This window comes from Bradyrhizobium sp. CAR08 (assembly GCF_052871955.1).
Map to the genome: position 1 here is coordinate 66,230 of NZ_JBIXJX010000027.1, position 26,518 is coordinate 92,747.

Annotated in this window: 29 protein-coding genes, 1 tRNA gene, 1 pseudogene and 1 riboswitch; of the genes and pseudogenes, 8 read left to right on the forward strand and 23 right to left on the reverse strand. The window is 62.9% G+C overall.

Annotated elements, in window-relative coordinates; all coding sequences use genetic code 11:
* Nucleotides 1-7 precede the first annotated feature (7 nt).
* The 7 genes from ACIPUD_RS35755 to ACIPUD_RS35785 form a co-directional block, all read right to left on the reverse strand.
* The gene (locus ACIPUD_RS35755) at nt 8-259 is read right to left on the reverse strand and encodes a hypothetical protein (RefSeq protein WP_026233118.1); all 252 of its coding nucleotides are present in this window, start codon (nt 257-259) and stop codon (nt 8-10) included.
* A gap of 87 nt (nt 260-346) precedes the next feature.
* Nucleotides 347-631 (reverse strand): hypothetical protein, encoded by a 285-nt coding sequence (locus ACIPUD_RS35760; RefSeq protein ID WP_446482502.1) that lies wholly within the window; start codon nt 629-631, stop codon nt 347-349.
* 179 nt (nt 632-810) lie between these two features.
* Entirely contained in the window at nt 811-1,116 is a 306-nt protein-coding gene (gene clpS / locus ACIPUD_RS35765; RefSeq protein WP_007594672.1) for an ATP-dependent Clp protease adapter ClpS, read from the reverse strand.
* 43 nt (nt 1,117-1,159) lie between these two features.
* Nucleotides 1,160-1,501 (reverse strand): DUF190 domain-containing protein, encoded by a 342-nt coding sequence (locus tag ACIPUD_RS35770; RefSeq protein WP_085352544.1) that lies wholly within the window; start codon nt 1,499-1,501, stop codon nt 1,160-1,162.
* A 2-nt stretch (nt 1,502-1,503) separates the two neighbouring features.
* Complete coding sequence (locus ACIPUD_RS35775) at nt 1,504-1,932, reverse strand: fluoride efflux transporter FluC (protein ID WP_446482503.1); 429 nt, start codon at nt 1,930-1,932, stop codon at nt 1,504-1,506.
* 6 nt (nt 1,933-1,938) lie between these two features.
* Complete coding sequence (gene crcB / locus ACIPUD_RS35780; protein ID WP_446482504.1) at nt 1,939-2,349, reverse strand: fluoride efflux transporter CrcB; 411 nt, start codon at nt 2,347-2,349, stop codon at nt 1,939-1,941.
* A complete protein-coding gene (locus ACIPUD_RS35785) occupies nt 2,346-3,554 on the reverse strand; it encodes an MFS transporter (RefSeq protein WP_446482512.1) in 1,209 nt (402 codons plus the stop codon). Before ACIPUD_RS35785 ends, crcB begins: the two co-directional genes overlap by 4 nt.
* Nucleotides 3,555-3,680: 126 nt before the next feature.
* A riboswitch (Fluoride riboswitch) is annotated at nt 3,681-3,758 on the reverse strand.
* 286 nt (nt 3,759-4,044) lie between these two features.
* Here ACIPUD_RS35785 and ACIPUD_RS35790 point away from each other — a divergent pair.
* The gene (locus tag ACIPUD_RS35790) at nt 4,045-4,929 is read left to right on the forward strand and encodes a DUF1194 domain-containing protein (RefSeq protein ID WP_018456251.1); all 885 of its coding nucleotides are present in this window, start codon (nt 4,045-4,047) and stop codon (nt 4,927-4,929) included.
* 174 nt (nt 4,930-5,103) lie between these two features.
* Nucleotides 5,104-5,736, forward strand: coding sequence for a hypothetical protein (locus tag ACIPUD_RS35795; RefSeq protein WP_018456252.1), 633 nt, complete (start codon nt 5,104-5,106; stop codon nt 5,734-5,736).
* A gap of 4 nt (nt 5,737-5,740) precedes the next feature.
* On the opposite strand, the gene ACIPUD_RS35800 is transcribed toward ACIPUD_RS35795, so the two are convergent.
* The 3 genes from ACIPUD_RS35800 to ACIPUD_RS35810 form a co-directional block, all read right to left on the reverse strand.
* The gene (locus tag ACIPUD_RS35800; RefSeq protein ID WP_018456253.1) at nt 5,741-5,905 is read right to left on the reverse strand and encodes a hypothetical protein; all 165 of its coding nucleotides are present in this window, start codon (nt 5,903-5,905) and stop codon (nt 5,741-5,743) included.
* On the reverse strand, nt 5,881-6,123 hold the full coding sequence (locus ACIPUD_RS35805) for a hypothetical protein (RefSeq protein ID WP_247369213.1): 243 nt from the start codon (nt 6,121-6,123) through the stop codon (nt 5,881-5,883). The genes ACIPUD_RS35800 and ACIPUD_RS35805 overlap by 25 nt, the downstream gene beginning before the upstream one ends.
* 405 nt (nt 6,124-6,528) lie before the next feature.
* Complete coding sequence (locus ACIPUD_RS35810; RefSeq protein ID WP_446482505.1) at nt 6,529-7,587, reverse strand: class I SAM-dependent methyltransferase; 1,059 nt, start codon at nt 7,585-7,587, stop codon at nt 6,529-6,531.
* A 168-nt stretch (nt 7,588-7,755) separates the two neighbouring features.
* Here ACIPUD_RS35810 and ACIPUD_RS35815 point away from each other — a divergent pair, with 168 nt between their 5' ends.
* Nucleotides 7,756-8,358, forward strand: coding sequence for a hypothetical protein (locus ACIPUD_RS35815; protein WP_446482506.1), 603 nt, complete (start codon nt 7,756-7,758; stop codon nt 8,356-8,358).
* Here the strand turns inward: ACIPUD_RS35815 and ACIPUD_RS35820 are convergent, their stop codons facing one another.
* The 9 genes from ACIPUD_RS35820 to ACIPUD_RS35860 all read right to left on the reverse strand — a co-directional run bounded on the left by ACIPUD_RS35820 (nt 8,359) and on the right by ACIPUD_RS35860 (nt 17,480).
* Nucleotides 8,359-9,606, reverse strand: a complete 1,248-nt coding sequence (locus tag ACIPUD_RS35820) for a class I SAM-dependent RNA methyltransferase (protein ID WP_446482507.1) — start codon at nt 9,604-9,606, stop codon at nt 8,359-8,361.
* Nucleotides 9,599-10,333: a TlyA family RNA methyltransferase gene (locus ACIPUD_RS35825; RefSeq protein ID WP_085384123.1), complete on the reverse strand. Its 735-nt coding sequence runs from the start codon at nt 10,331-10,333 to the stop codon at nt 9,599-9,601. The genes ACIPUD_RS35820 and ACIPUD_RS35825 overlap by 8 nt, the downstream gene beginning before the upstream one ends.
* A 26-nt stretch (nt 10,334-10,359) precedes the next feature.
* Nucleotides 10,360-10,914 (reverse strand): nucleoside 2-deoxyribosyltransferase, encoded by a 555-nt coding sequence (locus ACIPUD_RS35830; RefSeq protein ID WP_247298704.1) that lies wholly within the window; start codon nt 10,912-10,914, stop codon nt 10,360-10,362.
* A gap of 33 nt (nt 10,915-10,947) precedes the next feature.
* Nucleotides 10,948-12,876, reverse strand: a complete 1,929-nt coding sequence (dxs, locus tag ACIPUD_RS35835) for a 1-deoxy-D-xylulose-5-phosphate synthase (protein ID WP_026233122.1) — start codon at nt 12,874-12,876, stop codon at nt 10,948-10,950.
* A gap of 175 nt (nt 12,877-13,051) precedes the next feature.
* On the reverse strand, nt 13,052-13,252 hold the full coding sequence (locus tag ACIPUD_RS35840; protein WP_085361378.1) for a hypothetical protein: 201 nt from the start codon (nt 13,250-13,252) through the stop codon (nt 13,052-13,054).
* 222 nt (nt 13,253-13,474) lie between these two features.
* On the reverse strand, nt 13,475-13,726 hold the full coding sequence (locus tag ACIPUD_RS35845) for an exodeoxyribonuclease VII small subunit (protein WP_007594646.1): 252 nt from the start codon (nt 13,724-13,726) through the stop codon (nt 13,475-13,477).
* 73 nt (nt 13,727-13,799) lie between these two features.
* A complete protein-coding gene (locus tag ACIPUD_RS35850) occupies nt 13,800-14,729 on the reverse strand; it encodes a histone deacetylase family protein (RefSeq protein WP_018456262.1) in 930 nt (309 codons plus the stop codon).
* Nucleotides 14,730-14,862: 133 nt separating this feature from the next.
* Nucleotides 14,863-16,521, reverse strand: a complete 1,659-nt coding sequence (locus tag ACIPUD_RS35855; protein ID WP_018456263.1) for a bifunctional metallophosphatase/5'-nucleotidase — start codon at nt 16,519-16,521, stop codon at nt 14,863-14,865.
* Between the two features lie 200 nt (nt 16,522-16,721).
* Entirely contained in the window at nt 16,722-17,480 is a 759-nt protein-coding gene (locus ACIPUD_RS35860; RefSeq protein WP_204513897.1) for an enoyl-CoA hydratase-related protein, read from the reverse strand.
* A 245-nt stretch (nt 17,481-17,725) separates the two neighbouring features.
* On the opposite strand from ACIPUD_RS35860, the gene ACIPUD_RS35865 reads away from it, so the two are divergent.
* The gene (locus ACIPUD_RS35865) at nt 17,726-18,967 is read left to right on the forward strand and encodes an MFS transporter (protein ID WP_446482508.1); all 1,242 of its coding nucleotides are present in this window, start codon (nt 17,726-17,728) and stop codon (nt 18,965-18,967) included.
* A 91-nt stretch (nt 18,968-19,058) separates the two neighbouring features.
* Here the strand turns inward: ACIPUD_RS35865 and ACIPUD_RS35870 are convergent, their stop codons facing one another.
* Nucleotides 19,059-20,837: an acyl-CoA dehydrogenase gene (locus ACIPUD_RS35870; RefSeq protein ID WP_085352538.1), complete on the reverse strand. Its 1,779-nt coding sequence runs from the start codon at nt 20,835-20,837 to the stop codon at nt 19,059-19,061.
* A gap of 282 nt (nt 20,838-21,119) precedes the next feature.
* On the opposite strand from ACIPUD_RS35870, the gene ACIPUD_RS35875 reads away from it, so the two are divergent.
* The 3 genes and pseudogenes from ACIPUD_RS35875 (at nt 21,120) to ACIPUD_RS35885 (ending at nt 22,308) form a co-directional block, all read left to right on the forward strand.
* Nucleotides 21,120-21,194 (forward strand) — tRNA-Gln (locus ACIPUD_RS35875).
* 274 nt (nt 21,195-21,468) lie between these two features.
* Nucleotides 21,469-21,748, forward strand: a pseudogene (locus tag ACIPUD_RS35880) (aldehyde dehydrogenase family protein); the annotation flags it as partial.
* 275 nt (nt 21,749-22,023) lie between these two features.
* Nucleotides 22,024-22,308 (forward strand): 2Fe-2S iron-sulfur cluster binding domain-containing protein, encoded by a 285-nt coding sequence (locus tag ACIPUD_RS35885; protein WP_446482509.1) that lies wholly within the window; start codon nt 22,024-22,026, stop codon nt 22,306-22,308.
* Nucleotides 22,309-22,443: 135 nt separating this feature from the next.
* Here ACIPUD_RS35885 and ACIPUD_RS35890 read toward each other — a convergent pair whose 3' ends face one another.
* Nucleotides 22,444-22,725, reverse strand: coding sequence for a hypothetical protein (locus ACIPUD_RS35890; protein WP_446482510.1), 282 nt, complete (start codon nt 22,723-22,725; stop codon nt 22,444-22,446).
* 1,599 nt (nt 22,726-24,324) lie between these two features.
* Between ACIPUD_RS35890 and ACIPUD_RS35895 the strand changes: the two genes are divergently transcribed.
* Complete coding sequence (locus tag ACIPUD_RS35895) at nt 24,325-24,669, forward strand: hypothetical protein (RefSeq protein ID WP_247372083.1); 345 nt, start codon at nt 24,325-24,327, stop codon at nt 24,667-24,669.
* 776 nt (nt 24,670-25,445) lie between these two features.
* Here the strand turns inward: ACIPUD_RS35895 and ACIPUD_RS35900 are convergent.
* Together ACIPUD_RS35900 and ACIPUD_RS35905 are read right to left on the reverse strand one after the other, a co-directional pair.
* On the reverse strand, nt 25,446-25,619 hold the full coding sequence (locus ACIPUD_RS35900) for a hypothetical protein (RefSeq protein WP_162847274.1): 174 nt from the start codon (nt 25,617-25,619) through the stop codon (nt 25,446-25,448).
* Nucleotides 25,620-26,154: 535 nt separating this feature from the next.
* The coding region (locus ACIPUD_RS35905; protein ID WP_446482511.1) for a hypothetical protein at nt 26,155-26,518 on the reverse strand (364 nt) is incomplete at its 5' end.

The window sequence follows — 26,518 nt, forward strand, 5'->3', positions numbered from 1 at the left end:
GGTTGGTCTAGCGGCGAGCCGTCACCAAACGAGCTTCATGAACCCTGACATCGGATTCACCCCGGCGCAGACACGATGCTTCGAAGTCCGGCCAGACCTGGCCCAGGCAATTCCGCGCCACCGGAAGGCTCGCCAGCCGGTCCGCCTTCGCCAAAGCAACGGTTTCGCGCGCTTTTACTTGCGGAGCAAAACCGGGCAGCACCATTACGGACACTCCGAGGAGCGCGAACATCGCGAACGCGACAAGAGATTTCATCATTTGGGCTGCTTTGGCTGTTGACCGCCCCGTTTCGTTTGGGGACGCTGTTACAACAACCAAAATGAAATATAGTTCATTTCATACAACTTATATTTGAAGTGCGATTTGAAGGCGGATGCCGCCCTTGGCCCGGATCGTCGCTCGACGTGAACAGGCGGCCGACAAGGTTTGCTTGCCATTACCTCGGGTTTTGGGGCCAGGCAGGCTTATCCAATCATGAATGTGCGAGGCCGTTTCACTCAATCGCGCCGCCTTGAGCAGCGATTCCCGCTGAACGCCGGGCGGGGCAATCTCTGCGCGACGGCGAGCCTCGGCTGCCAATTGGGCAAGGCGATTGCTCAGCGGGATGGTGCGCTTGGTGGTGTCTTGCATAGGACGCTCCGCATTGGGCGGGAGCGCAAAGACTCTCTCAGTCACCGATGGATGCCGTGATGAGCCGGTGATGGCTCAGCATGCGCCTGTTGACAGCCAATAGATACACTATTCGGCAAAGCAGATTCGGCGCCGAAATCGAAAGCGGGCGCCAAAGCACCAAAGCTGGACCGGTGCCACTATTCCTCCGGCTCCGTGGTGAACAGCAGGGGATAGCCCTTGGTGCGGCCGGCATCCGTTGCGCGGGTAGCCTTGGTCTCGGCGACGTCTTTGGTGAAGACCGCGACCACGCAGGCGCCGAGCTTGTGGGCGGTGATCATCACCTTGTAGGCCTGATCCTCGGTCATGCGGAACTCGGCCTTGAGGATCATCGTGACGAATTCGCGGGGCGTAAAGTCGTCGTTGATCAGGATGACCTTATGCAGCTTCGGCCGCTCGACCTTGGTCTTCGTCCTGGTTTTCGGTTTGGCAACGGTATCGTTCATTCCGCCTCCCGGATATGGCGGGCTCGGGTTCCTGCCGGCGCGCTCAGCGCGCGGCCTTCTCACCATATTGGAGGACCTGCACCTTCTCCAAGGTGATCAGGCCGCTCGACATCATGCCATCCAGGATGGGCAGGAATGCATTGATGTTGTCCTCGCTGTCGACGATCTCGATCAGCAACGGCAAGTCTTCCGAGAGCCGCAGAATCTTGGAAGTGTGGAGCCGGCTGGACTTGCCGAAGCCCATCGGGCCGCGCAGCACGGTGGCGCCGGCCAGATGCCGCTCGCGCGCCGTCATCACGATCGCTTCATAGAGCGGCTTGCCGTCGAATTGGTCGTTCTCGCCAATGAAGATCCGGAGCGAAACTGCCTGATTGGGGATTTGCATGGTCAGCTCCTTCGCAAGCGGTTGGTGCCGCTGGCTGTCATATGGCCTGCCCATACCGACACCAGCCAGCAGATAACGGATGCCGCGATATAGGTGAGCGCCGTATATTTCATGTCGCCGTAGAACAGGCGGAAGGTCTCCAGGCTGAAGGTCGAAAACGTCGTGTAGCCGCCGCAGAACCCGGTCATGACGAACTGCCGGTGCTCGGGCCGCCCCAGCAGGCGGCCGTCGGGCCCGGTCAGCGTTGCGTAGAAGCCGATGATGAGTGAGCCCGTGGCGTTGATGAACAGCGTCGCGACCGGGAAGCCGGAGCCGGTGTCGAGCGCAAGCCCGACCAGATAGCGCGTCAGCCCGCCGACCATGCTGCCGGCGGCAATCCAGGCATAGAGCGTCGCGGTGCGCCAGCGATCGGCAGAAGGGAAGGACTTCATCTGCCTCTAGCCTCCCAGAGTGTCCGCGAGGAGGAAGCCGCAACTGACGGCCGCGAGGCAGAGCACGACCGAGACCGCGACATTCCCGAGCGCGTGCATCGCCTCGCCGTTGCGCGCCAGCGTCAGCGTTTGCAGGCTGAACGAGGACACCGTGGTGTAGCAGCCAAGAAAGCCGGTGACCGCGAACAGCCATGGATCGGGCGCGGCGAAGACCGAGCCGGGATGGGTCGCCAATGCGCCAAAAATGCCGATCAGGAAGGCGCCGGTGACGTTGACGGTCACGGTGCCCCACGGAAACGTCTCGCCCAGCCTCCGCGCGATCGAGCCGGAGATGAAATAGCGCGCACAGCCGCCCAGCACGCTGCCGATCATAATCGCAAGCACTCCGCTCAGCACGGCGAACAGCCCCCCCGTCATCGTTTCTTCTCCGTTGCCAGCCCGTTGCCGACGGCAAATAGTCCTATGAGCGCGACCAGCGCGAAGCCGAGCCCCGCCAGGAACGTGCCGGCCGGACCATAGGCATCCCACAAGGCGCCGGCGATCACGCTTGCGGCCAGCAAGGCAAGGCCGGTGAACAGGTTGAAATAGCCGAACGCGGTGCCGCGCAAGCTCGGTGGCGCTGCGTCGGCGACGAGGGCCGAGAGCAGGCCTTGCGTCAATCCCATATGCAGTCCCCACAGCACGACGCCGAGGGCGAGGCCGCCAAGGTTTGGCAGCAGCGCGAGCGCGAGATCGGCGCCGGCGAGGAAGACGAGGCCGAGCGCGAGCAGGCCGGTGCGGTTGATCCGGTCCGAGAGCACGCCGGCCGGATAGGCCGACAACGCATAGACGATGTTCATCAGCACCAGCACGGCCGGCACCCACATCGCATTGAGCCCGATATTCTGTGCGCGCAGGATCAGAAACGCCTCGCTGAAACGCGCCAGCGTGAACACGACGCCAACCGCGACCACGCGCCAGTACACGGACCCGAGCTGGCGCATCGCGGCGGTATTCAGCGGATTCCTTGACGGCTCCCGGCCTGAGTCCGGTACCGGCTCGCTCACCGCGAACGCGATCAGTCCGAACGACAGGAAGCCCGGCAGCACGGCCACCCAGAACACCATCGTAAAGTTGTCCGCCGTCCACCACATCAGGCCGATCGCCATGAGCGGCCCCACGAACGCACCGATGGTGTCGAGCGACTGACGCAGACCGAAGCTCGCGCCGCGCAGACCGATAGGTGCTATATCGGCGATCAGCGCATCGCGCGGCGCGCCGCGAATGCCCTTGCCGACGCGATCGATGAAGCGCGCGGCAACCAGCCATTCGACGCTGGGGGCAAGCGGGAACAGCGGTTTTGTCAGCGCGGCCAGCCCGTAGCCGAGCGCAGCGAGCAATTTGCGCCGACCGAGCCAGTCGGACAACGCGCCGGAGAAGATCTTCGTGATCGAGGCGGTCGCCTCGGCAATGCCCTCGATGAAGCCGACGGTGAGCGTGGAGGCGCCGAGCACGGTGACGAGATAGACCGGCAGCAGCGCGTGGATCATCTCGGAAGAGACGTCCATCAGCATCGAGACGAAACCGAGCACCCAGATCCCCCTGGGCAGCCCCGCACGCGCAGCATTCGGTGTTGTCGTCATCACGTCCAGGACTTCTCCTCGGCCTCTGCTTGACCTCTCCTCGGCCTTCATCCAGGCAACAAAAAACCCGCCGGCGGCGGGTTTGTCCATGCTCCCGCCGAAGGCAGAGGCCTAGAAATTGCCTCTCCTCAAGCAGGAGTCATCAGCCCACTACGGTCACAGGCCGCCGGGCGGTTGTCGGGGGACTCCATCCCCATCTGTCCGGCCAGCCTAACATGGAAATCGCGCCGGACAAGTGGGCGAGGTGCGCTGTCCAGTGGCCCGTCAGTCCGGGAGCGGACCGCACATGACGGCATGCCGGCGCCAGCGATCGCGCAGTCCAGCGGCGCGAGCGCGGCAACATCGCGGCCGCTTTGCGTACTGCTTCGCAATTCCGCCTGCAAATGCCTAACTGGCAAATGCCTAACCGGAATGTGAAGCGCGAGCGATCTTCGGACTTTGCGGCAAGGCGATTGCATGTCACCATCAGGTCATACGACGGGAGGCTGCGATGCGCTTGCTGTTCTCGATCGGGGCTGTGCTGGTGACCGGCATGTTCGCCGGAGGGGACGTCGCGGGCATCGCGGCACCAGGACCCAAGTTTGAGTCGCCCAGACTGGCGCTACTCAAAAATCAGCCGCAGCGGCAAGCAGCCGACAGAGACGCGCAGACGGTCGATGTCGAGCTGATCCTCGCCGTCGACGTCTCCTACTCCATGGACATGGACGAGCTCGCGGTCCAGCGTGAAGGCTATGCGCAGGCGATCCAGTCGAAGGAATTCCTGCAGGCGCTGAAGCTGGGCCCGAACGGCCGGATTGCGGTGACCTATTTCGAGTGGGCCGCTTCGACCGACCAGAAGATCATCATTCCGTGGCGGCTGGTCGACGGACCGGAGACCGCCGATGCCGTCGCCGCCGAAATCCTGAAGACGCCGATCCGGCGTGCCTCGCGCACCTCGATCTCCGGCGCGATCAGTTTCGCGATGCCGCTGTTCGACGAGGATCCCTATCGGGGCTTGCGCCGCGTGATCGACATTTCCGGCGACGGTCCCAACAACAATGGCACTCCGGTCACGATTGCGCGCGACGCAGCGATCGAGAAGGGTATCGTCATCAACGGCCTGCCGATCATGGTCAAGGAACCCTCCTACTCGACTATGGATATCGACAATCTCGATTTCTACTATGAGGATTGCGTCATCGGCGGCCCCGGTTCCTTCGTCATCACGATCAAGGACCGCGATAAGTTCAAGGAAGCCATCCGCACCAAGCTCTTGATGGAGGTTGCGGGCCGTATGCCGGAGCGTCCCGTGATGCGGGTTGCGGAGAAGGACAAGGAGCCGCGTGTGAACTGCATGATCGGCGAGAAGATCTGGTCGGACCGCTGGGGTCGCTGAGCGCGGCCACCGGACGAGACCTTTTGCCCTATTTGCCGGCGATGGAATTTAACCATGCGTTTACCGTTGCGTGGCCCTAATCGGCTGCTTTCATTTGTTTCCGGATAAGGTTCTGACGTTGCTGTCGGGGCGCGAAAGAAGCGGGCCTGTCAGACACATCCGCCGAGCAACCCAATGGCCATCGTCACCTCGAGCACCAGCCAGATTTCTCCCGCTCTCGAGCGAGTGTATCACCAGAGCTCCCTGCTCGGTGAGTGGAAGGGCAATTGGGCTGGCAACAACCAGCCCGTCAGCTTCAAGGTCGTGAACATCCGCGGGGCCCGGGCGCAAGTCGAGTACACCCATAACGGGCGCACCGAGCGCGGCTTTGGCGAGGTCGCCGGTTCGCTTCTCACCTTCGGCACGGTCACGGTCGGCACCAAGGACGGCAAGAGTCTGGTGCTGTTGTCATCTGCAGGCGCGGGCAAGCAGACCGCGACTCTCGAGAAGCAGGCGCCGCCGGCCTCCGACAGCCGCCTGATGGGAAGCTGGGGCGGCTATTCCAGTGACAATGGCAAGAGCGCGAGCTTCAGGGTGCTCGCTGTCAACGGCAACGAAGCGCAGGTCAGCGTCACCACAGATGGCGTCACCCGTCAGGGCACCGGCACCGTCTACAAGAACGTCATCATGTTCGGCCAGGCGCAGATTGCGACCGACGACGGGCAGAATGGCAAGATCATCTACCAGGTCCGCAACAAGTCCTTCGTGGTGCCCGTGACCAAATATCCGCCGTCGGATACATCGTCCTCGGTGGACAGGACGGCGTAGCAGATCACGGCTGCTGCTCGCTGGACCGCGTCAGCGCCTTCAATTGCCGGTCGATCTGACGCAAGACGTCGCATGCGGTCGCCAAAGCGCCATTGCCGATCAGTCGCCAGATCTCCGTCGCCTGCTCGTCCAGATGCGGAATTGTCAGCGGTAACCGCGCTGCTTCCATAGCGCACCCTTCTCGTTGATGAGATAGCGCTCGTTCAGTGCGAACACGATCTGCGCAACGCAGGCCAGCGACCGGTAGACGCATCCGGCGATATGGGTCTGCTCGTTACGTGCGGCCGCAAGCTCCGCATTCTCGATGCCGAAGAGGATTTCCCACTGGAAGCGCCGGATCAGGGCATCCCGCAACGGTTGCGGGTAGGGCAGCGCGATCGATTTCAACCGGTTGATCAGGTCTTGCGGATCGCGCAGTGGTTGGCAATGCGATCTCGCCCATCCAGATCGCCGAGCAGAAGCCGTGTGGATGGCCGGGTTGGTAGTCCATGGTGATGATGCCGGCCCGACAGGATTCCATGATGACTTCGACAGCGTCGGCGTTGCGATAGAGCAGGTCGACCCTTTGTCCGCCAACGGACAGCCAGGCACCTCCGATGATCCACGGCCCCCATTCAGCGCCATCGCAAATTCATGGAGAGCGGCTTCGTCGTCCTCCCGTCATGACGGACTCGCGTCGCCTTGTCCGATCGCCAGCTTATGTCGCGGCGCGAGCGAGGGAGGGTGTCGGCGCCGGGCGTGGCTGCAGCATCGGCATGGCATATGCCGCGGCCACGCGCCGGAATCGGAAGATCAGATCCGCGCCTCCAGAATCAGATTGAAGGGCGTTTCAGCGGCGCGGCGGAAGCGCGTCAGTCCGCCCTCTCGCGCGACCTTGCGCAGCCTTGCCTCGCCCGCTTGCGCGCCCAGTGCGAGGCCCACCTCCTGGTCGAGCGAGGCCGGCGTGCAGATCATGGTCGATGCCGCATAATAGACCCGCCCGACCGGGTTGAGATTGTCCTCCAGGCGGTCGCCTGCGAACGGCTCGACCAGCATGCAGGTGCCGTCCTTTGCCATGGTCTCGCGCACGTGGCCGATGGCGCCGACGGGATCGCCCATGTCATGCAGGCAATCGAAGAAGCAGACGAGATCATAGCCCTCGGCCGGATAGGTCTTGGCGGAATGAACAGCGAAGCTGACCCGGTCGCCCAATCCGGCTTCGGTGGCCGCCTTTCGCGCGGCCTCGATCGAACCCTCGTGATAGTCGAAGCCGTAGAAGCGGGAGTTCGGGAAGGCTTCCGCCATCAGCCGTGTCGAGACGCCGTGCCCGCAGCCGACATCGGCGACCTTGGCGCCGCGCTTCAGCTTGTCCACGACGCCGTCGAGCGCGGGCAGCCATTCCTGCACCAGATGATGCATGTACCCGGTCCGGAAGAAGCGGGCGGTGCCGCAGAACAGGCACTCGCTGCGCCGGTTCCAGCCGACGCCCTTGCCGGATTTGAATGCGTCCGAGATCTTCGGCTCGTCGAGAAACGCCGAGGCAATGACATTGCCGAACGCGCCGAGGAACACCGGACTGTCCTCATCGGCAAGCGCCATCGCCTGCTCCGGTAGCATCGAGAATTTTGCCGAAGCGGAATCGTATTCGATGTAGCCGGACGCCGCCTGACTCGCGAGCCATTCGCGGACGTAGCGCTCCGCCGTCCCGGTGGCGCTTGCGAGCTCGGACGAGTTCATCGGTCCCTTGGCGGCAAGGGTACGGTAGAGACCGAGCTTGTCCCCGAGCAGGACCAGCGACGCATTCATCGCCGCCCCGAATTCGGTGACCATCTTGCCCATAAAGGCATTCAACCTGTCGGAATTGACCTCCATGACAGCCTCCGTGCTGACGCGCCCCTTAGGTGGGTCAATCCGGCATGCGGGAAGTTCAAATTGGCCGAAAAACGTGATCCCGGAACTCAGGGGAAGAATGGTGTCGCTATGCTGGCATTCATGATGTCTGGTGGGGTATAATTCGCAAGCTTTTCGGCGGTTATTTGGATGTTCAGGCTTACACCCTCTTGCGGTCTCGCGGTTTTTCTTGCCCTGCTCTGCCTCGGCGAAGCGCCGGCTCATGCGCAAGCCGCACCCCTGCAATATTGGATCCCCGGCGGACCTTTCGGCTTCGGCGGTGTTGCCGGCCAGAGCGCCGATAGCTACGGCATTTTCCCGAGCTTCAATGGCGGCGACGCAAGCGGCCGCAGCAATTCTGCGAACGGCTTCTTTGTCGGCAGCCAGCATGGCAATCTCAATTGGAGCGGCCTCAGCCCGGCCGGACTGAGCGGCATTTTCAGCGCGCTCTCCTACGACAGCACGCAGTTCGGCTACAACACCAAGACCGCGGGGGGCATGCCCGTCACGTTCTTTGCCGGGTTCGACACCCTGAAATACGGCGGCGGCATTGGCAGCTCGCTTGCGCCGCTCACCTCCAGCGCCTCGCCCGGCTACGGCGCATTTGCGGGTGTCGAGTTCAAGCCGACCTCCAACCTCAGCCTGTCGTTCGGCGCCGGCTTCACCCAGCAGGACTCGGGCCGCATGGATAGCGATCTCAGATCGAACATGCTGCCCGGCGAGTCGCCGGCGTTGAGTGGCCTTCGGCGCTAACTAGCGCGTGAACTTCGCCACCAGTTCGACATGCGGCGTGTGGCGGAACTGATCCACCGGCACGACTACGTCGATCTTGTAGCCGCCATCGATCAGCAGCCGCGCGTCGCGGGCAAAGGTCGCGACGTTGCAGGAGACCGCGACCACCACCGGCACCTTGCTCGCGGCGAGCTTCAAGGCCTGCGCCTGCGCGCCCTGACGCGGCGGGTCGAACGCGACGGCGTCGAAATCGCGCAGCTCCGGTGCCACCAGGGGACGGCGAAACAGATCGCGCGGCTCGGCCTTGATCGGCTTGAGACCCGGCGTGCGCGCGGCCTTTGCGAGCGCTGCAATGGCGCTGGCGTCGTTGTCATGGGCGGTGACGCGGGCCTTCTCGGCGAGCCGCAATGCGAACGGCCCGACGCCGCAGAAGAGATCGAGAACGTTCTTCGCCTTGCCGATGCGCTCGGCGACCAGCGACGCGAGCGTCTCTTCGCCGGCGACGGTCGCCTGCAGGAACGAGCCCGGCGGCAGCGTCACCTCGGCGCGGCCCATCTGCAGGGTCGGTGGCAGGCGTTGCAGCACCAGTTCGCCGTGCCGTGTCAGCCGCGCCAGGCGGTGCTGCTCGGCGACGCGCGACAGCGCCGTCACGAGCGACGTGGGCAGCGGGCCGGAGCCGCGCACGTCGACATCGAGACCGTTGGCGGTCGCGGTGACCTGGATGTCCAGCGGTTTCGTCACCGGCATTTTGGACGTCAGCAGCTCGGCGAGCGCCCAACCGGCATCGAGTGCACCCTCGAGCCCGGGATCGAGGATCGGGCAGCGATCAATCGGGATGACGTCGTGCGCGCTGGCAGCCGAAAAGCCGACCTTGAGGATGTCATGGGTGCCGAACCGGCCGTGCAGCGTGATGCGCCTGCGCCCCGCGCCGTGAGCGTCGACCAGCGGCGTCACCTCGCAGTCGATGCCGGCCTGGGCCAGGGTCTCGACCACGATGCCGCGCTTCCAGGCGTGATACGGTTCAGTCGCCCAGTGCTGGATCGCGCAGCCGCCGCAGACGCCGAAATGCGGACAGAACGGCGCGACGCGCTCGGGACTGGCGACGTCCACTACCAGCAGCTTGCGGCGGTCGGGATGATTGCCGACGACATGATCGACTTCGACGGTCTCGCCGCCGAGCGTGTAGGGCACATAGATGGCATCGCCAGCGTCGAGCGAGACGCCGTCGCCGCGATGGCCGACGTGATCGATCGTCACGCGCTCAACCACGGCGCGCGCCCAGGAAGAATTCGATGTTGCCGTCGCCGCCGGTGATCGTCGACGGGAACACCTCGATACCGGTGCAGCCGAGCGAGGCAGCAAAGGCGGCGATGTCGTCGCAGATCTCGCGGTGCACGGCGGCGTCGCGGACGATGCCCTTCTTGTTGTGCTTCCGGTCCGCCTCGAATTGCGGCTTGATCAGCGCCAGCAGGCTCATCGGCGCGGCGGCCAGCGACAGCGCGATGGGCAGCACCGTCTTGAGCGAGATGAAGCTGACGTCGATCACGACGACATCGGGCCGCGCCGGCAGGCGCTTGCCGTCATAGGCGCGGATGTCGGTCTCTTCCATCGACACGATCTTGGCGTGACCGCGCAGCGAGGGATGCAACTGGCTGGTGCCGACATCGACGGCAAAGACGAGGCTCGCGCCATTCGCCAGCAGTACCTCGGTGAATCCGCCGGTGGAGGCGCCGACGTCGAGGCAGACATGGTCCTCGATCTCGATCGGGTAGCGCTCCAGCGCGCCGGCGAGCTTGACGCCGCCGCGGGAGACGTAGGGGTGCGCGGGCTCGGCCTGGATCACGGCGTCCTCGGCGATGGTCTCCGACGGCTTTGCGACCTGCTTGTCGTCGGCGGTGACGAGCCCGGCCTCGATCGCCGCGCGCGCCCGCGCCCGGCTCTCGAACAGGCCGCGCTCGACCAGCAGAACATCCGCGCGCTTGCGGGCAGGGGACATCATCTCTCCGAAGACGCCTGAGGCGCTTATGTAGCGATCAATCGCGCGGCCGCCATCCGGACGCAAGCCTCGAACGCGGCCAGATCGTGCCAGACGTCGATCGGCATCTGCGCCGGCGTCACCAGCGGGCAGCCATGCAGCTCCAGCGCGTGGATCATCATGAGATTATCGACGAGGCCAAAATCCTCGACCGTCAGCCCCTGCGCATCGACCAGCCGTCCGTCTTCGGACGTCACGTCCATGAAGCGACTGACACGGTCGGCATAGGCGGCACCGTCATTGGAATAGGCGAGGCAGAACTTGCGGCGGCCGGCCATGTAGCCGAGCTCGTAGACGGTGCCGGGATCGGCGCCGGCGCCGCGGAACGGCGTGAGGTTGGCGATGATCGCATCGGCCGCGTCCATCATCGCCTCGTTGCCGCAAAAGATCTGCCGCGAGGCGTCGGGCGCGGCGCGGTCGATTTCGTTGTCGAGGGGATAGAGGCCGGTGACGCCGTGCGCGGCACAGACCGCGACTTTGTGCCGGCCGATCTCGACCGCATCTGGCAGGAACACGTCGGGGCCTGCCAGATAGATTTTCATCACAGCTGCTTCGCGGAAGGTCGAAGCTCGCTATCAGGCGAGCTTGACCGTCTCGGCCTTGACGTCCTTGCCGAGCGCCTCGAACACCTTGGCGACGATGCCCTTGGCGTCGAGACCGGCACGACCGTACATCGCCGCCGGGGTGTCGTGGTCCTGGAACACGTCGGGCAGCACCATGGTGCGGAACCGCACCAGGCCGCTGTCGAGCGCGCCCTGATCGGTCAGATATTGCGCGACATGCGAGCCGAAACCGCCGACCGAGCCTTCCTCGATCGTGATCAGGATCTCGTGGTCGCGCGCGAGCTTGAGCACGAGCTCGGTGTCCAGCGGTTTCATGAAGCGCGCATCAGCGATCGTGGTCGAAAGGCCGTGGGCTGCAAGCTCGTCGGCGGCCTTCTCGCATTCGGCGAGGCGCGTGCCGAAGGAGAGCAGGGCGATCTTGCTGCCCTGGCGGACGATGCGGCCCTTGCCGATCTCGAGCGGAATGCCGACTTCGGGCATCTCGATGCCTCGGCCTTCGCCGCGCGGATAGCGCAGCGAGCTCGGACGATCATTGATCGCGACCTGGGTTGCAACCATGTGCACCAGCTCGGCTTCATCGGACGCGGCCATGATCACCATGTTCGGCAGACAACCGAGATAGGCGTTGTCGAACGAACCGGCATGGGTGGCGCCGTCGGCGCCGACGAGGCCGGCGCGGTCGATGGCGAAGCGCACGGGCAGGCTCTGGATCGCGACGTCATGCACGATCTGGTCGTAGCCGCGCTGCAGGAAGGTCGAGTAGATCGCGCAGAACGGCTTGTAGCCTTCGGTGGCGAGACCGGCGGCGAACGTCACTGCGTGCTGCTCGGCGATGCCGACGTCGAAGGTGCGGTCCGGGAACGCCTTGTTGAAGATGTCGACGCCGGTGCCGGAAGGCATGGCCGCGGTGATGGCGACGATCTTGTCGTCCTTCTCCGCTTCCTTGACGAGGCTCTGGCCGAATACGTTCTGATAGGCCGGCGCGTTCGGCTTGGACTTGGCCTGGGTGCCGGTCGCGACGTCGAACTTGACGACCGCGTGGTACTTGTCGGCGGAGGCTTCCGCCGGGCCATAGCCCTTGCCCTTCTGCGTCACGACGTGGAGCAGGATCGGGCCGGTCTCCATGTCGCGCACGTTCTTCAGCACCGGCAGGAGATGGTCGAGGTTGTGGCCGTCGATCGGGCCCACGTAATAGAAGCCGAGCTCCTCGAACAGCGTGCCGCCATCCATCATGAAGCCGCGGGAATATTCCTCGACGCGGTTGGCTCGGTTGGCGAGGATCTTGGGCAGGCGCTGGTTGATCTGCTTGGCCACATCGCGCAGCGTGCGATAGGTCTTGCCCGAGTAGAGCCGCGACAGATAGGCGCTCATCGCGCCGACCGGCGGCGCGATCGACATGTCGTTGTCGTTGAGGATGACGATCAGGCGCGAGTTCATCGCCCCCGCATTGTTCATGGCCTCATAGGCCATGCCCGCCGACATCGCGCCGTCACCGATGACGGCGATAACGTTGTTCTTGCCGCCGGAGAGGTCGCGCGCGACCGCCATGCCGAGGCCGGCGGAGATCGAGGTCGAGGAATGCGCGGCGCCGAACGGATCGTAATCGCTCTCGCTGCGCTTGGTGAAGCCGGACAGGCCGCCGCCGGTGCGCAGCGTGCGGATGCGATCGCGCCGGCCGGTGAGGATCTTGTGCGGATAGGCCTGGTGGCCGACGTCCCAGATCAGCCGGTCGCGCGGGGTGTCGAAGACGTAATGGATTGCAGTGGTGAGCTCGACCACACCAAGGCCTGCGCCGAAGTGACCGCCGGTCACCGAGACGGCATCGATGGTCTCCTGACGCAGCTCGTCGGCGACCTGGCGAACCTGCTCGACCTTGAGTTTGCGCAGGTCGTCCGGCGTCCGGATGGTGTCGAGAAGCGGCGTTTTACTATATGCGTTCACGGCGATTTCCAATTTGTCAGCGCCGGAAGATCGTTCCGGCGCGCGATGGGTTTGCTCAATATCGGCGCAGCGCGAGTCCTTAAACCGTCGGAGCCACCTGCATGGGGCAAAGCCCCGTCTTCAAGCTTAGGTGAGCTTAAGTGCTCTCCGGTTCAGTCTCTGTGATCCCTGTCACTTAGATCGGCTTCGTCCATCCCAGCCAATTCATCAGCAGTTTGAAGCGCTTGTCGTCGGTAATCAGTGCCCACGCAAGGCTTACAAAAAGCCACACTCCGCGCAGCTTTACACCAAAGCTTGGGCCAAAGCCAACCCGCTGGGCCCGATTACGGGCATGCACCTGCAACCCGCGGGCCAGAGTGGTTAATCCTGGCGCCATCGGAAGGGTTCCAAGCTAGCCCGGTTCCTCGGCAAGGTTTTTCGCGTGGGGAAGCTATTTTTAGGCCGGATTCAGGAGGACGAGGGGCGCTCTGAGGGAGGTTCCATAATCTCCGGAGCGCCGGTTCCCTGGAATCAAGCAGCAGCAACGCCGACGGCGGCGTGCGATCATGAAAAATTGCCGGTGCGCGCTGCGTGAGATAGGCGGCTTTGAAGGCGGCCCTTACTGGACGTCGAGCGGCGCGGTGCCGGTCGCCTGGCCGCTGGCATCGGTGGTGATCTTGTCGACGCGCGCCTCGGCCTGGCGCAGCAACTCCTCGCAGCGGCGCTTCAGGGCCTCGCCGCGCTCGTAGATCGTCACGGATTCCTCGAGCGGCACCTTGCCGTCCTCGAGCCGTTTCACGATCGTTTCGAGCTCCTCGATGGCGCGTTCGAAGGTCAGCCTGGAGATGTCGATTTGGGTATTTTCGGCCATATAAGTTTCCGATTGCCCGATTCGCTTCACGTCGGAGAAAGCAAAGTTTTGCGGGCGCAATGTGGCGGGTGTGTCAGGCGCCCATCAGGGCGCCGACATGCGCCGTAACAGATTCTTTCAGTCCTTGCAGGTCGTAGCCGCCCTCGAGCACAGAAACAACGCGCCCTCCGGCGGTCTTGTCAGCGAGGTCCATCAACTTACGCGTCACCCAGGCATAATCCTCCGCGCGCAAATTCAGCGACGCCAGCGGATCGCGATAATGCGCGTCGAAGCCGGCAGAGATGACGAGCAGCTCCGGGCTGAATTTTTCGAGCTGCGGCAGGATCAGATTCTCGAACGCGATGCGGAATTCCGGCCCGCCGTCCTCGGAGGCGAGCGGTGCGTTGACGATGGTGTCGTGGTCGCCGCGCTCGCTCTTGGCACCGGTGCCCGGAAACAGCGGCATCTGGTGCGTCGAGCAGTACATCACGGTCGGGTCCGACCAGAAAATATCCTGCGTGCCGTTGCCGTGATGCACGTCGAAATCGACGATGGCCGCGCGCTTGATGCCGTATTTACGCTGCGCGTGGCGCGCGGCGATGGCGACGTTGTCGAAGAAGCAGAAACCCATCGGCTTGCCGATCTCGGCGTGGTGGCCGGGCGGGCGCACCGCGACGAAGGCGTTGCGATGCTCGCCCGCCATCACCGCTTCGGTCGCCGCGACCGCGCCGCCGACGCCGCGCATCACCGCTTCCCACGTGCCAGGCGACATCGAGGTGTCGCCATCGATATAGACCTGTCCGCTGGTCGGCGCGATGTGGCGCAGCTCCGTGACGTAGTGCTCGTTGTGGCAGAGCGTGACGAGGTCGAGATCGCCCTCCGGCGCCTGGTCGCGCACCAGGAACTGGAAGCGCTCATGCGACAGCGCTTCCTCCACCGCGCGCAGGCGGTCCGGCCTTTCAGGGTGTCCCGGCGGCGTGACGTGGTCGAGGCAGGCCTTGTGGGAGAGGAGAAGCGTACTCATCAGTCGGCCTCATGGGATGCGGGCTCTCGACGTCGCTTGGCGCATCCGGCGCCAAAACGCAAATGCAAAACCCAATCTATGCGTTCCCCCGGGAATGGCAAAGGGTGTCCCGGAGCGGCCTGTTTGATCCGGATCAATTCACGCGCAGGATGCGGCTCAGCGGCAGCGGTCCGATCGGTCCGTGCGCCCGGAAGAACGCGAACAGCGCGTCAGCGTCGTAGCCGCCATATTGCGGCCCCGTGCCTTGTTTGGCGACCGTAAACCCGTCGCCCCCGACTGCGAGGTAATCGTTGAGGGTGACGCGGTAGCCGCTTCCGGCTTCGATCAGCCTGCCATTGAGCGTCATCTTCTCGTTGATCACGCGCTCGCCGTATGGCTTCGCCGCATCCCAGGCGTAACTGAACCCGTTCGAGACCTGGAGAATCCGCGGCCGCTTCGGATCGAGCCATTGCTGCTCCAGCATGTCCTTGAGCTGGCTGCCCGTGAGCGTCATGGTGACGAGCCGGTTGCGGAACGGCTGGCTGGCGAAAACGTCGCCGAAGGTGATCGCGCCGTTCTCCTTTGGCACGATGTCGGTGCGGATGCCGCCGGGATTGGTGAGCGCGATGACGGCGCTGCCGTCCTTGGCGTCCCTGGTCGCGGCGAGCTGCGCGTCCGCAATGACGTCACCGAGCGGGCTTTCGCCGGCCTCGTTCGGCACGCGTGACAGCGTCTGCGTCACCGATCCAGCCGGGCGATTGGCGATCGGCGCCGAAAGCCTGTCGTAAGCGTCGATCAATGCGGTCTGCTCGGGATCCCTAGGCAGCGAGGCATTGGCGACGAGGACGTTCTCGGCCCTAGCGCTGACGATGTCGCGCGTTGCCGGATCGAGCTTGAGGTCGATCGCGGTGACCAGAGTACCGTATTTGTCGCCGCTGGTGACGAGCCGCCCGTCAATATCGCAGACATAAGCACGATGGGTGTGGCCGCTGACGACGAGGTCGACGGCGCGATCGATTTTTTTCACGATGTCGACGATCGGCCCCGTGATAGCAGGGCATTCATTGTAGTCGCCGGCCGGCTCGCCGCCCTGGTGGATCAGCACTACGATCGCCTCGACCCCACCCGCTTTCAGCTGCGGCACCAGCGCGTTCACCGTTTCGGCTTCGTCGCGGAATTCGAGGCCGGTGATGCCCGATGGCGAGACGATGCCCGCGGTGTCCTTCAAGGTCAGCCCGATGAAGGCGATGGGGATGCCTTCGAATTCCCTGATCTCGTAAGGCGGCAGCACGCTCTTGCCCGTCGCCGTCTCGATGGTGGACGCCGCTAGATAGCGGAATCTGGCGCCCGTAAAGGAATGCGGCCCCTGACAGCCGTCGACGGGATGACAGCCCCCGTTCTGCATCCGCAGGAGCTCGGTCTTGCCTTCGTCGAATTCGTGATTGCCGACCGAGCTGATCGCGAGCCCCATCATCGAGAGCGACTCGATCGAAGGTTCGTCGTGGAACATCGCCGACAGGAACGGGCTCGCGCCGATCAGGTCGCCGGCGGCGACGAAGATCGTGTTCTTGTGGCCCTCGCGCAGCTGCTTCACCAGCGTCGCCATGTATTCGGCACCGCCGGCCGCCACCATCACCTTCCTGGCCTTGTCCTCGGGATCGCTGATCCGGATGCCGCCCGGCGGCGGGCGCAGATTGCCGTGGAAATCGTTGATCGCCAGGATGCGCAGCTCGACGGGTGCGGCGGTTTGGGCGGACGCGGGCAGGGCGGCGAGCGCGAGCGAGAAGACGGTCAGCCGGAGAACATGTTGCATGAAACCAGACTAGTCGTTCCGCACGAAGATTTCACGAAGCTTTCTTCCTTCTCCCCTTCTCGAGAAGGTGTCGCGAAGCGCCGGATGAGGGGGTGTCTCCGCAAATTCAAATGTGAGTTCGACTCGCGGATAGAACCCGTCACCCGTCTCGCCGCTTTGCGGCGAGCCAGGCTCTCCCGCCATGGGAGAGGGAAGACAGCCTACCGCTTCTTCCTGTTCATGAACGCGTTGAACGCGGCGGTGGCTTCTTCCGACTTCAGCCGCTCGCCGAACAGATGGGCCTCCTGATCGATGCGGCGGGTGAGCTCCTCGGATGCGACGCGGAGCAGTTTGCGCGAGATCGCGACCGCTTCGGCGGGAAGCCGGCAGATATCGCGCGCCACCTTGCGTGCCTCGACCTCGGTATGACCCGGCGAGACCACGGTGTTGACGAAGCCGGCGGCATGCGCTTCCGCGGCCGTAAAAGTCCGTCCCATCACCAGCATGGCGAAGGCGCGCTGGTAGCCCATCGTGTTCGGCATCAAGAGGCTGGACGCGCCGACTGGCACGAGCCCGAGATGGATGTAGGGCGCGGAGAAGGTCGCCGCGTTCGAGGCCAGCACATAGTCGCAATGGAACAGCATCACGGTGCCCATGCCGATCGACGCGCCGTCCACGGCCGCGATCACCGGCTTGGCGTTGTGAGCTAGCGAATAGAGAAACTTGGCGCCGTCGGACAGCGTCTCGGGGCGCGACGTGTCGGCGTGCATGAAATCGTCGATGTCGTCGCCGGCGGTGAACACGCCGGAGCCCCCGGTGATGATCATGCAGCGGATGTCGGGATTGTTCTGCGCGGTGTCGATCGCGCGGCTCATCTCCCGATACATGTCCTGCGTGATCGCGTTCTTCTTGCTCGGGCGGCGCAGGGTGATCACGCGCGTTCCGCGCTCTTCGCTGACGACGATATTGCCATTCGGCATGAGGGGCCCCTGCGGTCGCCGCGATACTGACATTGCTAGACTCGCGAAACGTCAGCCTACATCATCTTGCAGGCGTGCCAATGCGCTAGCGCGACCTTTTGGAGACCGAATTCGCCCGAGACGGGCGCATCACGCTCGCCGCCGTGTTCCGCGTTGCAATGATCAACCGCCATTTTCGATTGAAAAACCACTGGTTGTGGTGCACGATCGCCTCGCGCCGTTCCATTTGGCCGATTGCCCGATTGATGATTGCCGCCACTCGTGTTGACGAATCCTCGCTGCACTATCGCGGCTGGCGCGTCGTGCTGGCCTGCTTCCTGATGGCTTTCTTCATGTTCGGCTTCGGCCTGTACGGTCAGGGCGTCTATCTCGCGGAACTGCAGCGCGCCCATGGCTGGCCGGGCACGCTGGTCTCCGCGGCCAGCACCTCCTCCTTTCTCCTGACTGCCGTCCTCGTCATCTTCACCGACGATCTGCTCGCCCGCATCGGGCTGCGGTCGCTGATCCTGTGCGGCCTGTCGGCGCTCGGCGCTTCGACGGTGCTGCTGGCGCTGCTGCAGACGCCGTGGCAGCTCTATCTCGCTTATGCGCTGATGTCGGTCGGCTGGACCGGCATGGGCACGGTGGTGATCGCGACCGTGCTGAACTCCTGGTTCGAACGGCGCCGCGGGCTCGCGCTCAGCCTCGCCTACAACGGCGCGACCTGCGGGGGCATCGTGCTCGTGCCGCTGCTGCTGTCGCTGAGCGGCAGCATCGGCTTTCGTTCCGCGATGCTGGCGGCCACGCTGGCGATGGTGGTGCTGGTGCTGCCGGTGGTGGTCATCTTCACCGGGTGGCGAACCGAAATGCCGCCGACGTCGGGTGGGAATTCATCCACTGGCGGCACTGCCTTGCCTTCGGTTCACTCACGCAAGACGCTGCTCGCCAACGCGGCGTTCTGGACCATGGTGCTGCCGATCGCGGTCGCGCTGCTGGCGCAGATGGGATTCATCATCCATCAGGTGACGTTCCTCGAACCGCTGATCGGCCGCGCCAGTGCGGGCCTTGCCGTCACCGTCATGGCGGCGATGGCGGTGGTCGGGCGCCTCTCGCTCGGCCTGTTCGTGGACCGGCTCGATCCGCGGCTCGCCTGCGCGGCATCGATGACGAGCCAGGCGGCGGCGCTGTTCGTGCTTCTGCAAAGCACGAATCCGACCGTGCTGCTCGTGTGCTGCGCCGTCTACGGTTTCTCGATCGGCAACATGATCACGTTTCCGCCCTTGATCATCCAGCGGGAGATCGGCGCGAGCGCCTTCGCCGCTGCGATGGGGCTGGGCACCTCGATCAGCGGCATCGTCAGCGCCTTCGGCCCCGGCATCGTCGGTCTCGTGCGCAGCGTAACCGGCGACTACACGAGCGCGTTTGCGATGTGCGTGGTGCTCGACGTGGTGGCGGCGAGCGTCGTACTATGGCGGCCGGGGCGACGTACGAAGCTTGCGGCTTCGTAGCCCGGATGGAGCGCAGCGCAATCCGGAATTCGTGTCACCAGCAATGATGGCCCCGGATTGCGCTGCGCTCCATCCGGGCTACGCGTCCCGGCTACCCCAACAGCACCGCATCCGCTGCGGCGACCGACTCCGCACTCTCCGTCACGGTGCGCTCGAGCGCGCCGGCCTGCACGGCGATGTTCTCGGCGAAGAAGCGCGCCAGCGAGACGTAGCGCCCGGCGTCCGCGATGCCGTCGGATTTCGCGGCGAGCGCTTCGGACGCCAGCATGCAGCCGCCGAGCGTGGCGCCGAACTGTTGCAGATACGGCGTCGCGCCGGCCAGCGCCTCGTTCGGCGCGGAAGGAAGCCGCTCCAGCAGCCATTTGCTGGTGCGCGTCAGCGCCTCCAGTGCCTCACGCAATTTCACGCCCGTGGTGCCGAAGGCGGGATCGTTGGAGGCTTCGACCTGCTTCACGATTGCGGAGAGTTCGTCGAGCAGCGCCCACACCGACGCGCCGCCGTTGGCCGCGAGCTTTCGCGTGACGAGGTCGATGGCCTGGATGCCGTTGGTGCCCTCGTAGATCGCGGTGATGCGGGCATCGCGATAGTGCTGCGCCGCGCCGGTCTCCTCGATGAAGCCCATGCCGCCATGCACCTGCACGCCGAGATAGGCGACCTCGTTGCCGATGTCGGTCGAATAGCCCTTGGCCATCGGCGTCAGCAATGCCGCACGCGCGGCAGCGTCGGCGCGGACCTTCGGATCCCTGGCACGCGTCGAGACGTCGATCGCCACCGCGGTCGCATAGCAGATGGTGCGCGCCGCAGCGGTCTGCGCCCGCATCCGCATCAGCATGCGCTTGACGTCGGGATGCACGAAGATCGCATCGGAACCGTCACCCTTGTTGCCGAGGGCGCGGCCCTGCTTGCGCTCTTGTGCGTACGACAATGCCTGCTGATAGGCACGGTCGGCAACACCGACGCCTTCGAGGCCGACGCCGAGGCGGGCCTGGTTCATCATCGTGAACATGCAGCGCATGCCCTGGTTCTCTTCGCCGACCAGGAAGCCGATCGCGCCGCCATGATCGCCCATGGTCATGGTGCAGGTGGGGGAGGCATGCATGCCGAGCTTGTGCTCGACGCCGGAGGCAAAGATGTCGTTGCGCGCACCCAGCGAGCCGTCTTCGTTGACCATGAATTTCGGCACGAGGAACAGCGATATCCCCTTGGTCCCTGCGGGCGCGTCCGGCAGGCGCGCCAGCACGAAATGCACGATGTTGTCGGTCATGTCGTGCTCGCCGTAGGTGATGAAGATCTTCGTCCCCTTGATGCGATAGGTGCCGTCGGCCTGCTTCTCGGCGCGGGTGCGCAACGCGCCGACATCGGAGCCGGCCTGCGGCTCGGTCAGCTGCATCGTGCCGGTCCATTCGCCGGAGACGAGCTTCTCGAGATAGATTTTCTTCAGCTCGTCGCTGCCATGCGCGTCCAGCGCCTCCATCGCCGACGCCGTCAGCAGCGGGCAGAGGCCGAAGGCGACGTTGGCGGCGCTCCAGATCTCTGTGCAGGCGGCGTTGATCGCGAGCGGCAGGCCCTGGCCGCCGAAATCCTCGGGGCCGGAGACCGCGTTCCAGCCGCCCTCGGTCCAGCGCTTGTAGGCATCCGGCCAGCCCGGCGCGGTCGTGACCTTGCCGTCGCTGAGCTTGATGCCGTGCTCGTCGCCGACTTTGTTGAGCGGCGCCAGCACGTCGGTTGCGAACTTGCCGGCTTCCTCCAGCACGGCGCTCACGATATCGCCGTCGAAATCGCCGTAATGGCCGGCCTCCATGGCAGCTTTCAGGCCGGCGCCGTGGTTGAGCGACAGCAGCATGTCAGAGATCGGCGCGCGGTAGGTCATGGCTCACTCCCGTGGACAGTTCTTGGCGGTACAGGTCTTCGCTAGACTGGTCTTGCCGCGTATTCCCATGAAACGGGGGAGGTCTCAACCGTCAGGAGGGGTGGCGGAACGCCCGTCGGCAACGGGCTGGCGTAGCGCTCCTGTAAGGCATGGCGCGGCGCCACCGGCGCCTGTGGTATTTTGCCCCTCCGGGCGGTTGAAATGCCGCGCCTCTCCCTATAGACCGGCACCACTCGAGGGAATCCGCGGACGCTCGTGTCGCCGCCGTTCCCCAGGGCCTGATGGGGCGTAGCCAAGTGGTAAGGCAGCGGATTTTGATTCCGCCATTCGGAGGTTCGATCCCTCCCGCCCCAGCCAGCGCTTAAGCTGCTGAGTTCGTTATGTAAGCAGCTCTGATGCCGCCGAATTTTTTGAACGCGTTTGGAAATGGAGCTTCTGATGCTCGTTCCCGAATCAAACTAAACGGCGTCGTGCATTACATCGACCATAGTGGCCTATCTCCGTGGCTTTCATCTCAGTATATACCGCCGAGGCTACTTGGGGTGGTCTGTTACGCCCTCATCGTAGGATAGGGTACTACAGCGAACAATCGGACAAGCAGTCGAAATAATGCATTGGTGCGGAATTCGCCGTGCTGTCCATCATTTCCTACAACACAGTGGAGGAGGCGATCGAGATCGCCAACGACACTGTCTACGGCCTCGGCGCCCACGTGCAGGGCACGGATATGGAAACGGTGCGGGCCGTAGCCGGAGAGATCCGGTCTGGTCAGGTCCATGTGAACTATCCTGACTGGGACCCGAACGCACCTTTCGGTGGATACAAGCGTTCCGGCAACGGCCGGGAGTACGGCCTAGAGGGGTTTGGAAGAATATCTCGAGACAAAGGCCGTTCTCGGATTCTACTCATGAAGTTGCTCTCGTCGCATCGGGTCTTGGCGCTCGTCACGACCAGCGTCCGCCAATGCAAAAGTGTTTCCGGCCGTGATGGCGCACGCGTCGGAATCGCAGAACACCTTCTGGCTCAAGGTCGGGGCTTTGACGGCTGGCTGAGTTGGCCCGTGAGTTCAGTTCGCCCGACATGTGGAGCGGTATCTCATATTTCTCCAGGCCATTTCGAAATCAATCTGTCGCGAGAAACCCGTGCGGCCATGGATAGATGGGCTCCGCGTCGCTGAAGCAAACCGATGGTTCGCGCGATCTTGGGTTGGATGATGGGCACGGCGTTATGTTTCGATATCGTACGATTGCCGTTGAGCCCGGGAAGTCGATCCTGGATGCACCGATCGATTCAGGAACTTCAGCGAACTACGCTTGTGGAAGGCGGCTGCGGAACCTGCGAGACACGCGTGATCGAAGGCATGCCGGATCACCGCGAGCAGTTTCTGAGCAAGCAGGAACAAGAGACAAACAAGACGATCATGATTTGCTATTCGGGTGCAAAGTCGAAAAAGCTGACCTTGGACCTCTAAATAGGCCCAACCGACTGCCAACGTCTAATGACAGAACGTGCGCCTTGTCCGATGCGGGGATCCGCGAGGCGATGCCCGCGGCACGAACGGCGGCGGTAACGGCCGAAGGGGACAGCCCCAGCACGGAAAGAGTGCCTATTGCTCCTCGCGTCCTATTGCGGCGCTGGCGATCGTCTGTCCGTTGGCCATGTCGATCATCACAGAAATGGCGCCACTATGAGGAAAGAGGACGTGCTCGGTCTGGTCACCCGCCTTCGAGACGACCGCATCTCGATCGAGCGCTACCATCTCTAGCTCGGGCGCCAGCAGATCGAGGTCCGCTGCCGGTAGTGCTGCCAGAAGTCGGTTACCAATTTCGCCGGGAAGCGTCACTGCGGCCTCCTCGAACGATCCGCCGCATCGCATTTCGAGCGTCATAGGGCGGCCAACTCGAACTTTGTTTGAATCCGCCTACGCCTCGCGCCCCGAAGTCCAATTCAGCTGCGGAAGCTCTCAAGCTCAAAAGAAAAAACTCCAACCACACGCGATCGGAGGCGAATTGTTGTCTCTCAGGATGATTGAGGAGTTAGGTCCCAGCGCGCCGCTCCGCAATTGCGAAATGCGCATGGGTAATACCATAGGGTCCGGTTCCCGGGACGCGGCAAACGCCGCGGCGATCTCGGAAGTGTGGGGCTCGGCTTGACCTAGAAGCTCAACAGCTACGTGATGAAGCCGGGTCATTTCCGCCAGGACAAACGAGACAGTCTGCTTAGGAAGGCCCGGCAGAACGAATTCACGTCTCAGATAACCGAGTGGCTGACCTTGCCAAGATGGCAGCCACCGAAATAGGGCGCCTCCGTTGGCGCATGAGTGGCGGCTCAAACGAGCATCCACATCGTAAACGCGGCGCAGAGGCAGATCGTGCCCACGACAGTCATCCGGCAAAGAAGCGCTCGGTCCGGTCCATGTCGATCATCTTCGAGATCGATCCACGCCCATAAACGTTTAAAGCTGCACGCTGGCTCCTGCTTGCGCGCGTCGCAATCTGTCAGAGCTTACGTCCCATTAGATGGTGTGAGCGCTCTGCGAACTGGCATTCCAGCAAATTCGATCTGAGGGGCTTCGAAACCAACTGAATCAGCTGGTTGCTAACCGCTATCTGCAAGCCCGCACCGAGCAGCTCTTGACCCTGAGTACGGCAACGCTCGTTGCGTGTGTCGGGCTCTTAGTGTCCAAGTTGCAGTAACTGATAGCCCTCCGAGGCTCGCGCAATAGCGGGGGTTGTGTTGATCAATTGGCATCGATCGTCGAGCAGGTTCGTGGTCCAATGCGGCGAGACAAAGCAAGGATCAAACGTCGGAGTGATGAAAAGCTAACCATAATCGAAGAAGGATCGCTCAAAAGTTCACTGCTGCTGGTGCGAACCTTATTGCATGCCTGCGCAGAGCGCAGGCGGACGACGCTCTGGCGCTGACACTCGACATTGCACTCAGCGCTGGGACTGCTCACCTGCTTTGATGGATGGCGGACAAAAGGCTCCAGTCATCGGACTGGAGCCGCCACCTTCCTAAGCGCCTCCGCGAGGGGGATTGCGGGCAGTCGGAAGAGCGGGGTTTATCGATCTAGTCAATGTTTCAACCGGATGCACGCTAGCGGCAAAAGTCAGACTATTGCGCTGTCATAAAACCAGTCAAACACCGGGCTTGTCATTTCAATCTGCGAGACTTTAACTCTGACACTCAGAAATAACAGGTTTGTCAAAAACAAGCCGAAGGGGGTCCGCAGTGGAGAAGGTGCGACGCTTACGCGCGATGGGTTCGCTGTGTCGTCAACAAGCAGCGTACAATGGCGTGAATAAATGGAAGCTCCTCGCGGAAGCAGAATACTGGGAGCACTTGGCTGAGCTTGAGCTGTCGTCCCATTTCCAAGAATGCAACGTCGCTTGTGCAAATGAAAGAACAGAGCCTCAAGCACGCACAGAGGCGAATGATTACTCGCGCCGGGAGACGATTGCCCCCGAAGCAACGGCGACCACGAATGACGCGCAGTGTGCGCTTATGCCCCTATGAGCAAGATCCTCGTCGCGGCAATCGAAATGTGGGTTGGTCCAGCGCGCCAGTGTCGGCGACCTTACTCTTCTGGCCTATATGTCGCGATTTTGCGCGCGCCTTCCCAAAGCTCGACGTCTTGGCCGTTAACGAGCTGCTTGGCTCGTTCGCTCGCCGTTGGTTCGTCGACGCAATCAAGTTCAAGGCGAAGCTGTATGTGGCCGTCCGATCCAAGAATGTAGGCTCGATACTCCGGCATGAGTTGCTCCAAAACATCAGTTCCGAAGCTGAAACCCGAGAAAATTACAACAACATCAAGAAGCTGTCCATTTAATTAGGACGATACTCCCATCCGTTCCCGACGGATCACTGCTCTGGACATACTCAAGAGCGCCACCGCCGCTGAGGAGGTACACTTTCGGATTCACCCAACCCCGAATATTAAGCTGCCTTCGTTGCATTGCATGATCGATTAAATACATCTAACGAATTAAATTCGGAACTGAAAATAATGTGGTACCTCTGTCGGTCCGAAGACGTTCGTGACGTGGATGTCATACCTCGACAGAAGATGACGATCGACGTGAATTTTTGAAGACCTGCGGTAGATTTGCGGCCGTAACGCCGCCCGCCATGACCTTGCTTCTATCGACCTCACTCACGTCAAACGCCATCGCTGCGTCTGGGGCAAAAGGTGTGAACGGAGGTGGGGCAGAGCACCATCACCATGAGCACCACCTCGAACACTCATCCTCACGACCGGGACGACGATTAATTGATGAGGGAAGAGGTCCGCCTCAGGCACTCCGGGGCCTCTGCCTTGTAAGCACATGGCCTACTCACCTAGTCGTGAGTTGGGTCGCTGTCGGCGCTCTACAGATCTCGGTCGGGTTAATCGAGACGGTCTCTCGCCCATGGGCGCGACCTGCGCCGATAGTGCCACAAACAGCATCAATGTCGTTAGGGGCACCATTCCGGCGCATCATGCTCGCGCGCCGAGAGCGTCGTCGGTCGTGGCGACGTGCAGCGTGTTCAGACTGCGGCCATCGGGCAGCGGAACGGATCAGCAATCACGCCGCTGTCAGTCTCGATTGCTCATCATGCTTCGTGCTACTGCAGTTTCTGATTGTTGGCTACTTCTCGCGCTAAACTAAGCTCAAGCTCAGTGAGCTTTTCGATCAAGTGCTCCACGATCTCCGCGCAGTCCGAATGCGTCAGCGAATGCACTCCGCGCGATGTCAGTTGGTTCTTGAGGATAGTCGCCATCATGGCTTTGACGCTCATGGACCGGCCTCGTCTGAAAAATCGGATCGTCACAAAATCAATCTGAAGTAGACGTTGAATATGGACGACACGCAACGGCAAGAAGTTTGGTTCAACCTCCGTACAAGTACGGGCGGCGCTCGCGCTATGTTGCGTTGCGAAGCACGTTGCCGTTGCAACACCAAAGCAGCGCTTCGCTCCGAATTCGGGACTTACGAAACAATTCGTTAGCTTTTATCTGGCTTGCTAGGTGCGTGCCGATTACCGCCGATTGCGGCACATGGAATGGGAATACCGGCCCCGGCTGTTCCTCCCAACCTGCGGCCGGGGCCGTTTGAACTTGCACTTCGTTCAACCCGGTCCACGACAATGTTTAGAGGCATTGCCATCACGCTATTTGGGCTGACCATTCTTTCGCAGCTCGATCAGACGCTCTTCTATGGTCGAAATACTGGCGCCGCGCTCAGGCTTGTGCGGGACATTAGTCGTGGTTCCGGCCTGTAGGTCAGCCGTGCTGCGCTCCTTCGGGCGGGGCATGCGCGAGCTTCCTCGACGGCTACTTCTTCAACAATACCCCTATCGTTCGCGCCATTCGCCTCACTGATCCTGCGTGACGGCCCAGCTCGGCTGCAATCTTCGATACGCCAGCGCCCGTCCGTGCCAGCTTCGACAATTGCTGGACCTCGCGGTCGGTCCATTGCTTTGGCTTCGGCGTTTTCATGGTGCGGTGCTCACCCGTACCAGTTAACCAGCGCGCCTCGTTTCGAACACTTGGGAAATTTACGGGTGGGTCCGTGGGCTGCGATCGAGGTTCACCGAGAATAGTCGACCACTTCCGTAGCCTCGGCGCCTTGCCTGAAACCCCGCTGTTCTTCGAAATCGACGGAAGGACCATATGGATGAACTGCTGGCGGCGTACA

Excerpts from the sequence above, each read along its gene's own strand:
- ACIPUD_RS35785 (WP_446482512.1), bottom strand. The coding sequence starts at position 3,554 with ATGACGACAACACCGAATGCTGCGCGTGCGGGGCTGCCCAGGGGGATC.
- ACIPUD_RS35800 (WP_018456253.1), bottom strand. The coding sequence starts at position 5,905 with ATGGAAGCAGCGCGGTTACCGCTGACAATTCCGCATCTGGACGAGCAG.
- clpS (WP_007594672.1), bottom strand. The coding sequence starts at position 1,116 with ATGAACGATACCGTTGCCAAACCGAAAACCAGGACGAAGACCAAGGTC.
- ACIPUD_RS35850 (WP_018456262.1), bottom strand. The coding sequence starts at position 14,729 with ATGAGTACGCTTCTCCTCTCCCACAAGGCCTGCCTCGACCACGTCACG.
- ACIPUD_RS35845 (WP_007594646.1), bottom strand. The coding sequence starts at position 13,726 with ATGGCCGAAAATACCCAAATCGACATCTCCAGGCTGACCTTCGAACGC.
- ACIPUD_RS35895 (WP_247372083.1), top strand. The coding sequence starts at position 24,325 with ATGACGCGCAGTGTGCGCTTATGCCCCTATGAGCAAGATCCTCGTCGC.
- ACIPUD_RS35775 (WP_446482503.1), bottom strand. The coding sequence starts at position 1,932 with ATGAAGTCCTTCCCTTCTGCCGATCGCTGGCGCACCGCGACGCTCTAT.
- ACIPUD_RS35870 (WP_085352538.1), bottom strand. The coding sequence starts at position 20,837 with ATGACCTACCGCGCGCCGATCTCTGACATGCTGCTGTCGCTCAACCAC.
- ACIPUD_RS35860 (WP_204513897.1), bottom strand. The coding sequence starts at position 17,480 with ATGCCGAATGGCAATATCGTCGTCAGCGAAGAGCGCGGAACGCGCGTG.
- ACIPUD_RS35795 (WP_018456252.1), top strand. The coding sequence starts at position 5,104 with ATGGCCATCGTCACCTCGAGCACCAGCCAGATTTCTCCCGCTCTCGAG.
- ACIPUD_RS35760 (WP_446482502.1), bottom strand. The coding sequence starts at position 631 with ATGCAAGACACCACCAAGCGCACCATCCCGCTGAGCAATCGCCTTGCC.
- ACIPUD_RS35890 (WP_446482510.1), bottom strand. The coding sequence starts at position 22,725 with ATGACGCTCGAAATGCGATGCGGCGGATCGTTCGAGGAGGCCGCAGTG.
- ACIPUD_RS35830 (WP_247298704.1), bottom strand. The coding sequence starts at position 10,914 with ATGAAAATCTATCTGGCAGGCCCCGACGTGTTCCTGCCAGATGCGGTC.
- ACIPUD_RS35900 (WP_162847274.1), bottom strand. The coding sequence starts at position 25,619 with ATGAGCGTCAAAGCCATGATGGCGACTATCCTCAAGAACCAACTGACA.
- ACIPUD_RS35770 (WP_085352544.1), bottom strand. The coding sequence starts at position 1,501 with ATGCAAATCCCCAATCAGGCAGTTTCGCTCCGGATCTTCATTGGCGAG.
- ACIPUD_RS35840 (WP_085361378.1), bottom strand. The coding sequence starts at position 13,252 with ATGGCGCCAGGATTAACCACTCTGGCCCGCGGGTTGCAGGTGCATGCC.
- ACIPUD_RS35885 (WP_446482509.1), top strand. The coding sequence starts at position 22,024 with ATGGTTCGCGCGATCTTGGGTTGGATGATGGGCACGGCGTTATGTTTC.
- ACIPUD_RS35810 (WP_446482505.1), bottom strand. The coding sequence starts at position 7,587 with ATGGAGGTCAATTCCGACAGGTTGAATGCCTTTATGGGCAAGATGGTC.
- ACIPUD_RS35855 (WP_018456263.1), bottom strand. The coding sequence starts at position 16,521 with ATGCAACATGTTCTCCGGCTGACCGTCTTCTCGCTCGCGCTCGCCGCC.
- ACIPUD_RS35815 (WP_446482506.1), top strand. The coding sequence starts at position 7,756 with ATGTTCAGGCTTACACCCTCTTGCGGTCTCGCGGTTTTTCTTGCCCTG.
- ACIPUD_RS35755 (WP_026233118.1), bottom strand. The coding sequence starts at position 259 with ATGATGAAATCTCTTGTCGCGTTCGCGATGTTCGCGCTCCTCGGAGTG.
- ACIPUD_RS35790 (WP_018456251.1), top strand. The coding sequence starts at position 4,045 with ATGCGCTTGCTGTTCTCGATCGGGGCTGTGCTGGTGACCGGCATGTTC.
- ACIPUD_RS35865 (WP_446482508.1), top strand. The coding sequence starts at position 17,726 with ATGATTGCCGCCACTCGTGTTGACGAATCCTCGCTGCACTATCGCGGC.
- crcB (WP_446482504.1), bottom strand. The coding sequence starts at position 2,349 with ATGACGGGGGGGCTGTTCGCCGTGCTGAGCGGAGTGCTTGCGATTATG.
- ACIPUD_RS35825 (WP_085384123.1), bottom strand. The coding sequence starts at position 10,333 with ATGTCCCCTGCCCGCAAGCGCGCGGATGTTCTGCTGGTCGAGCGCGGC.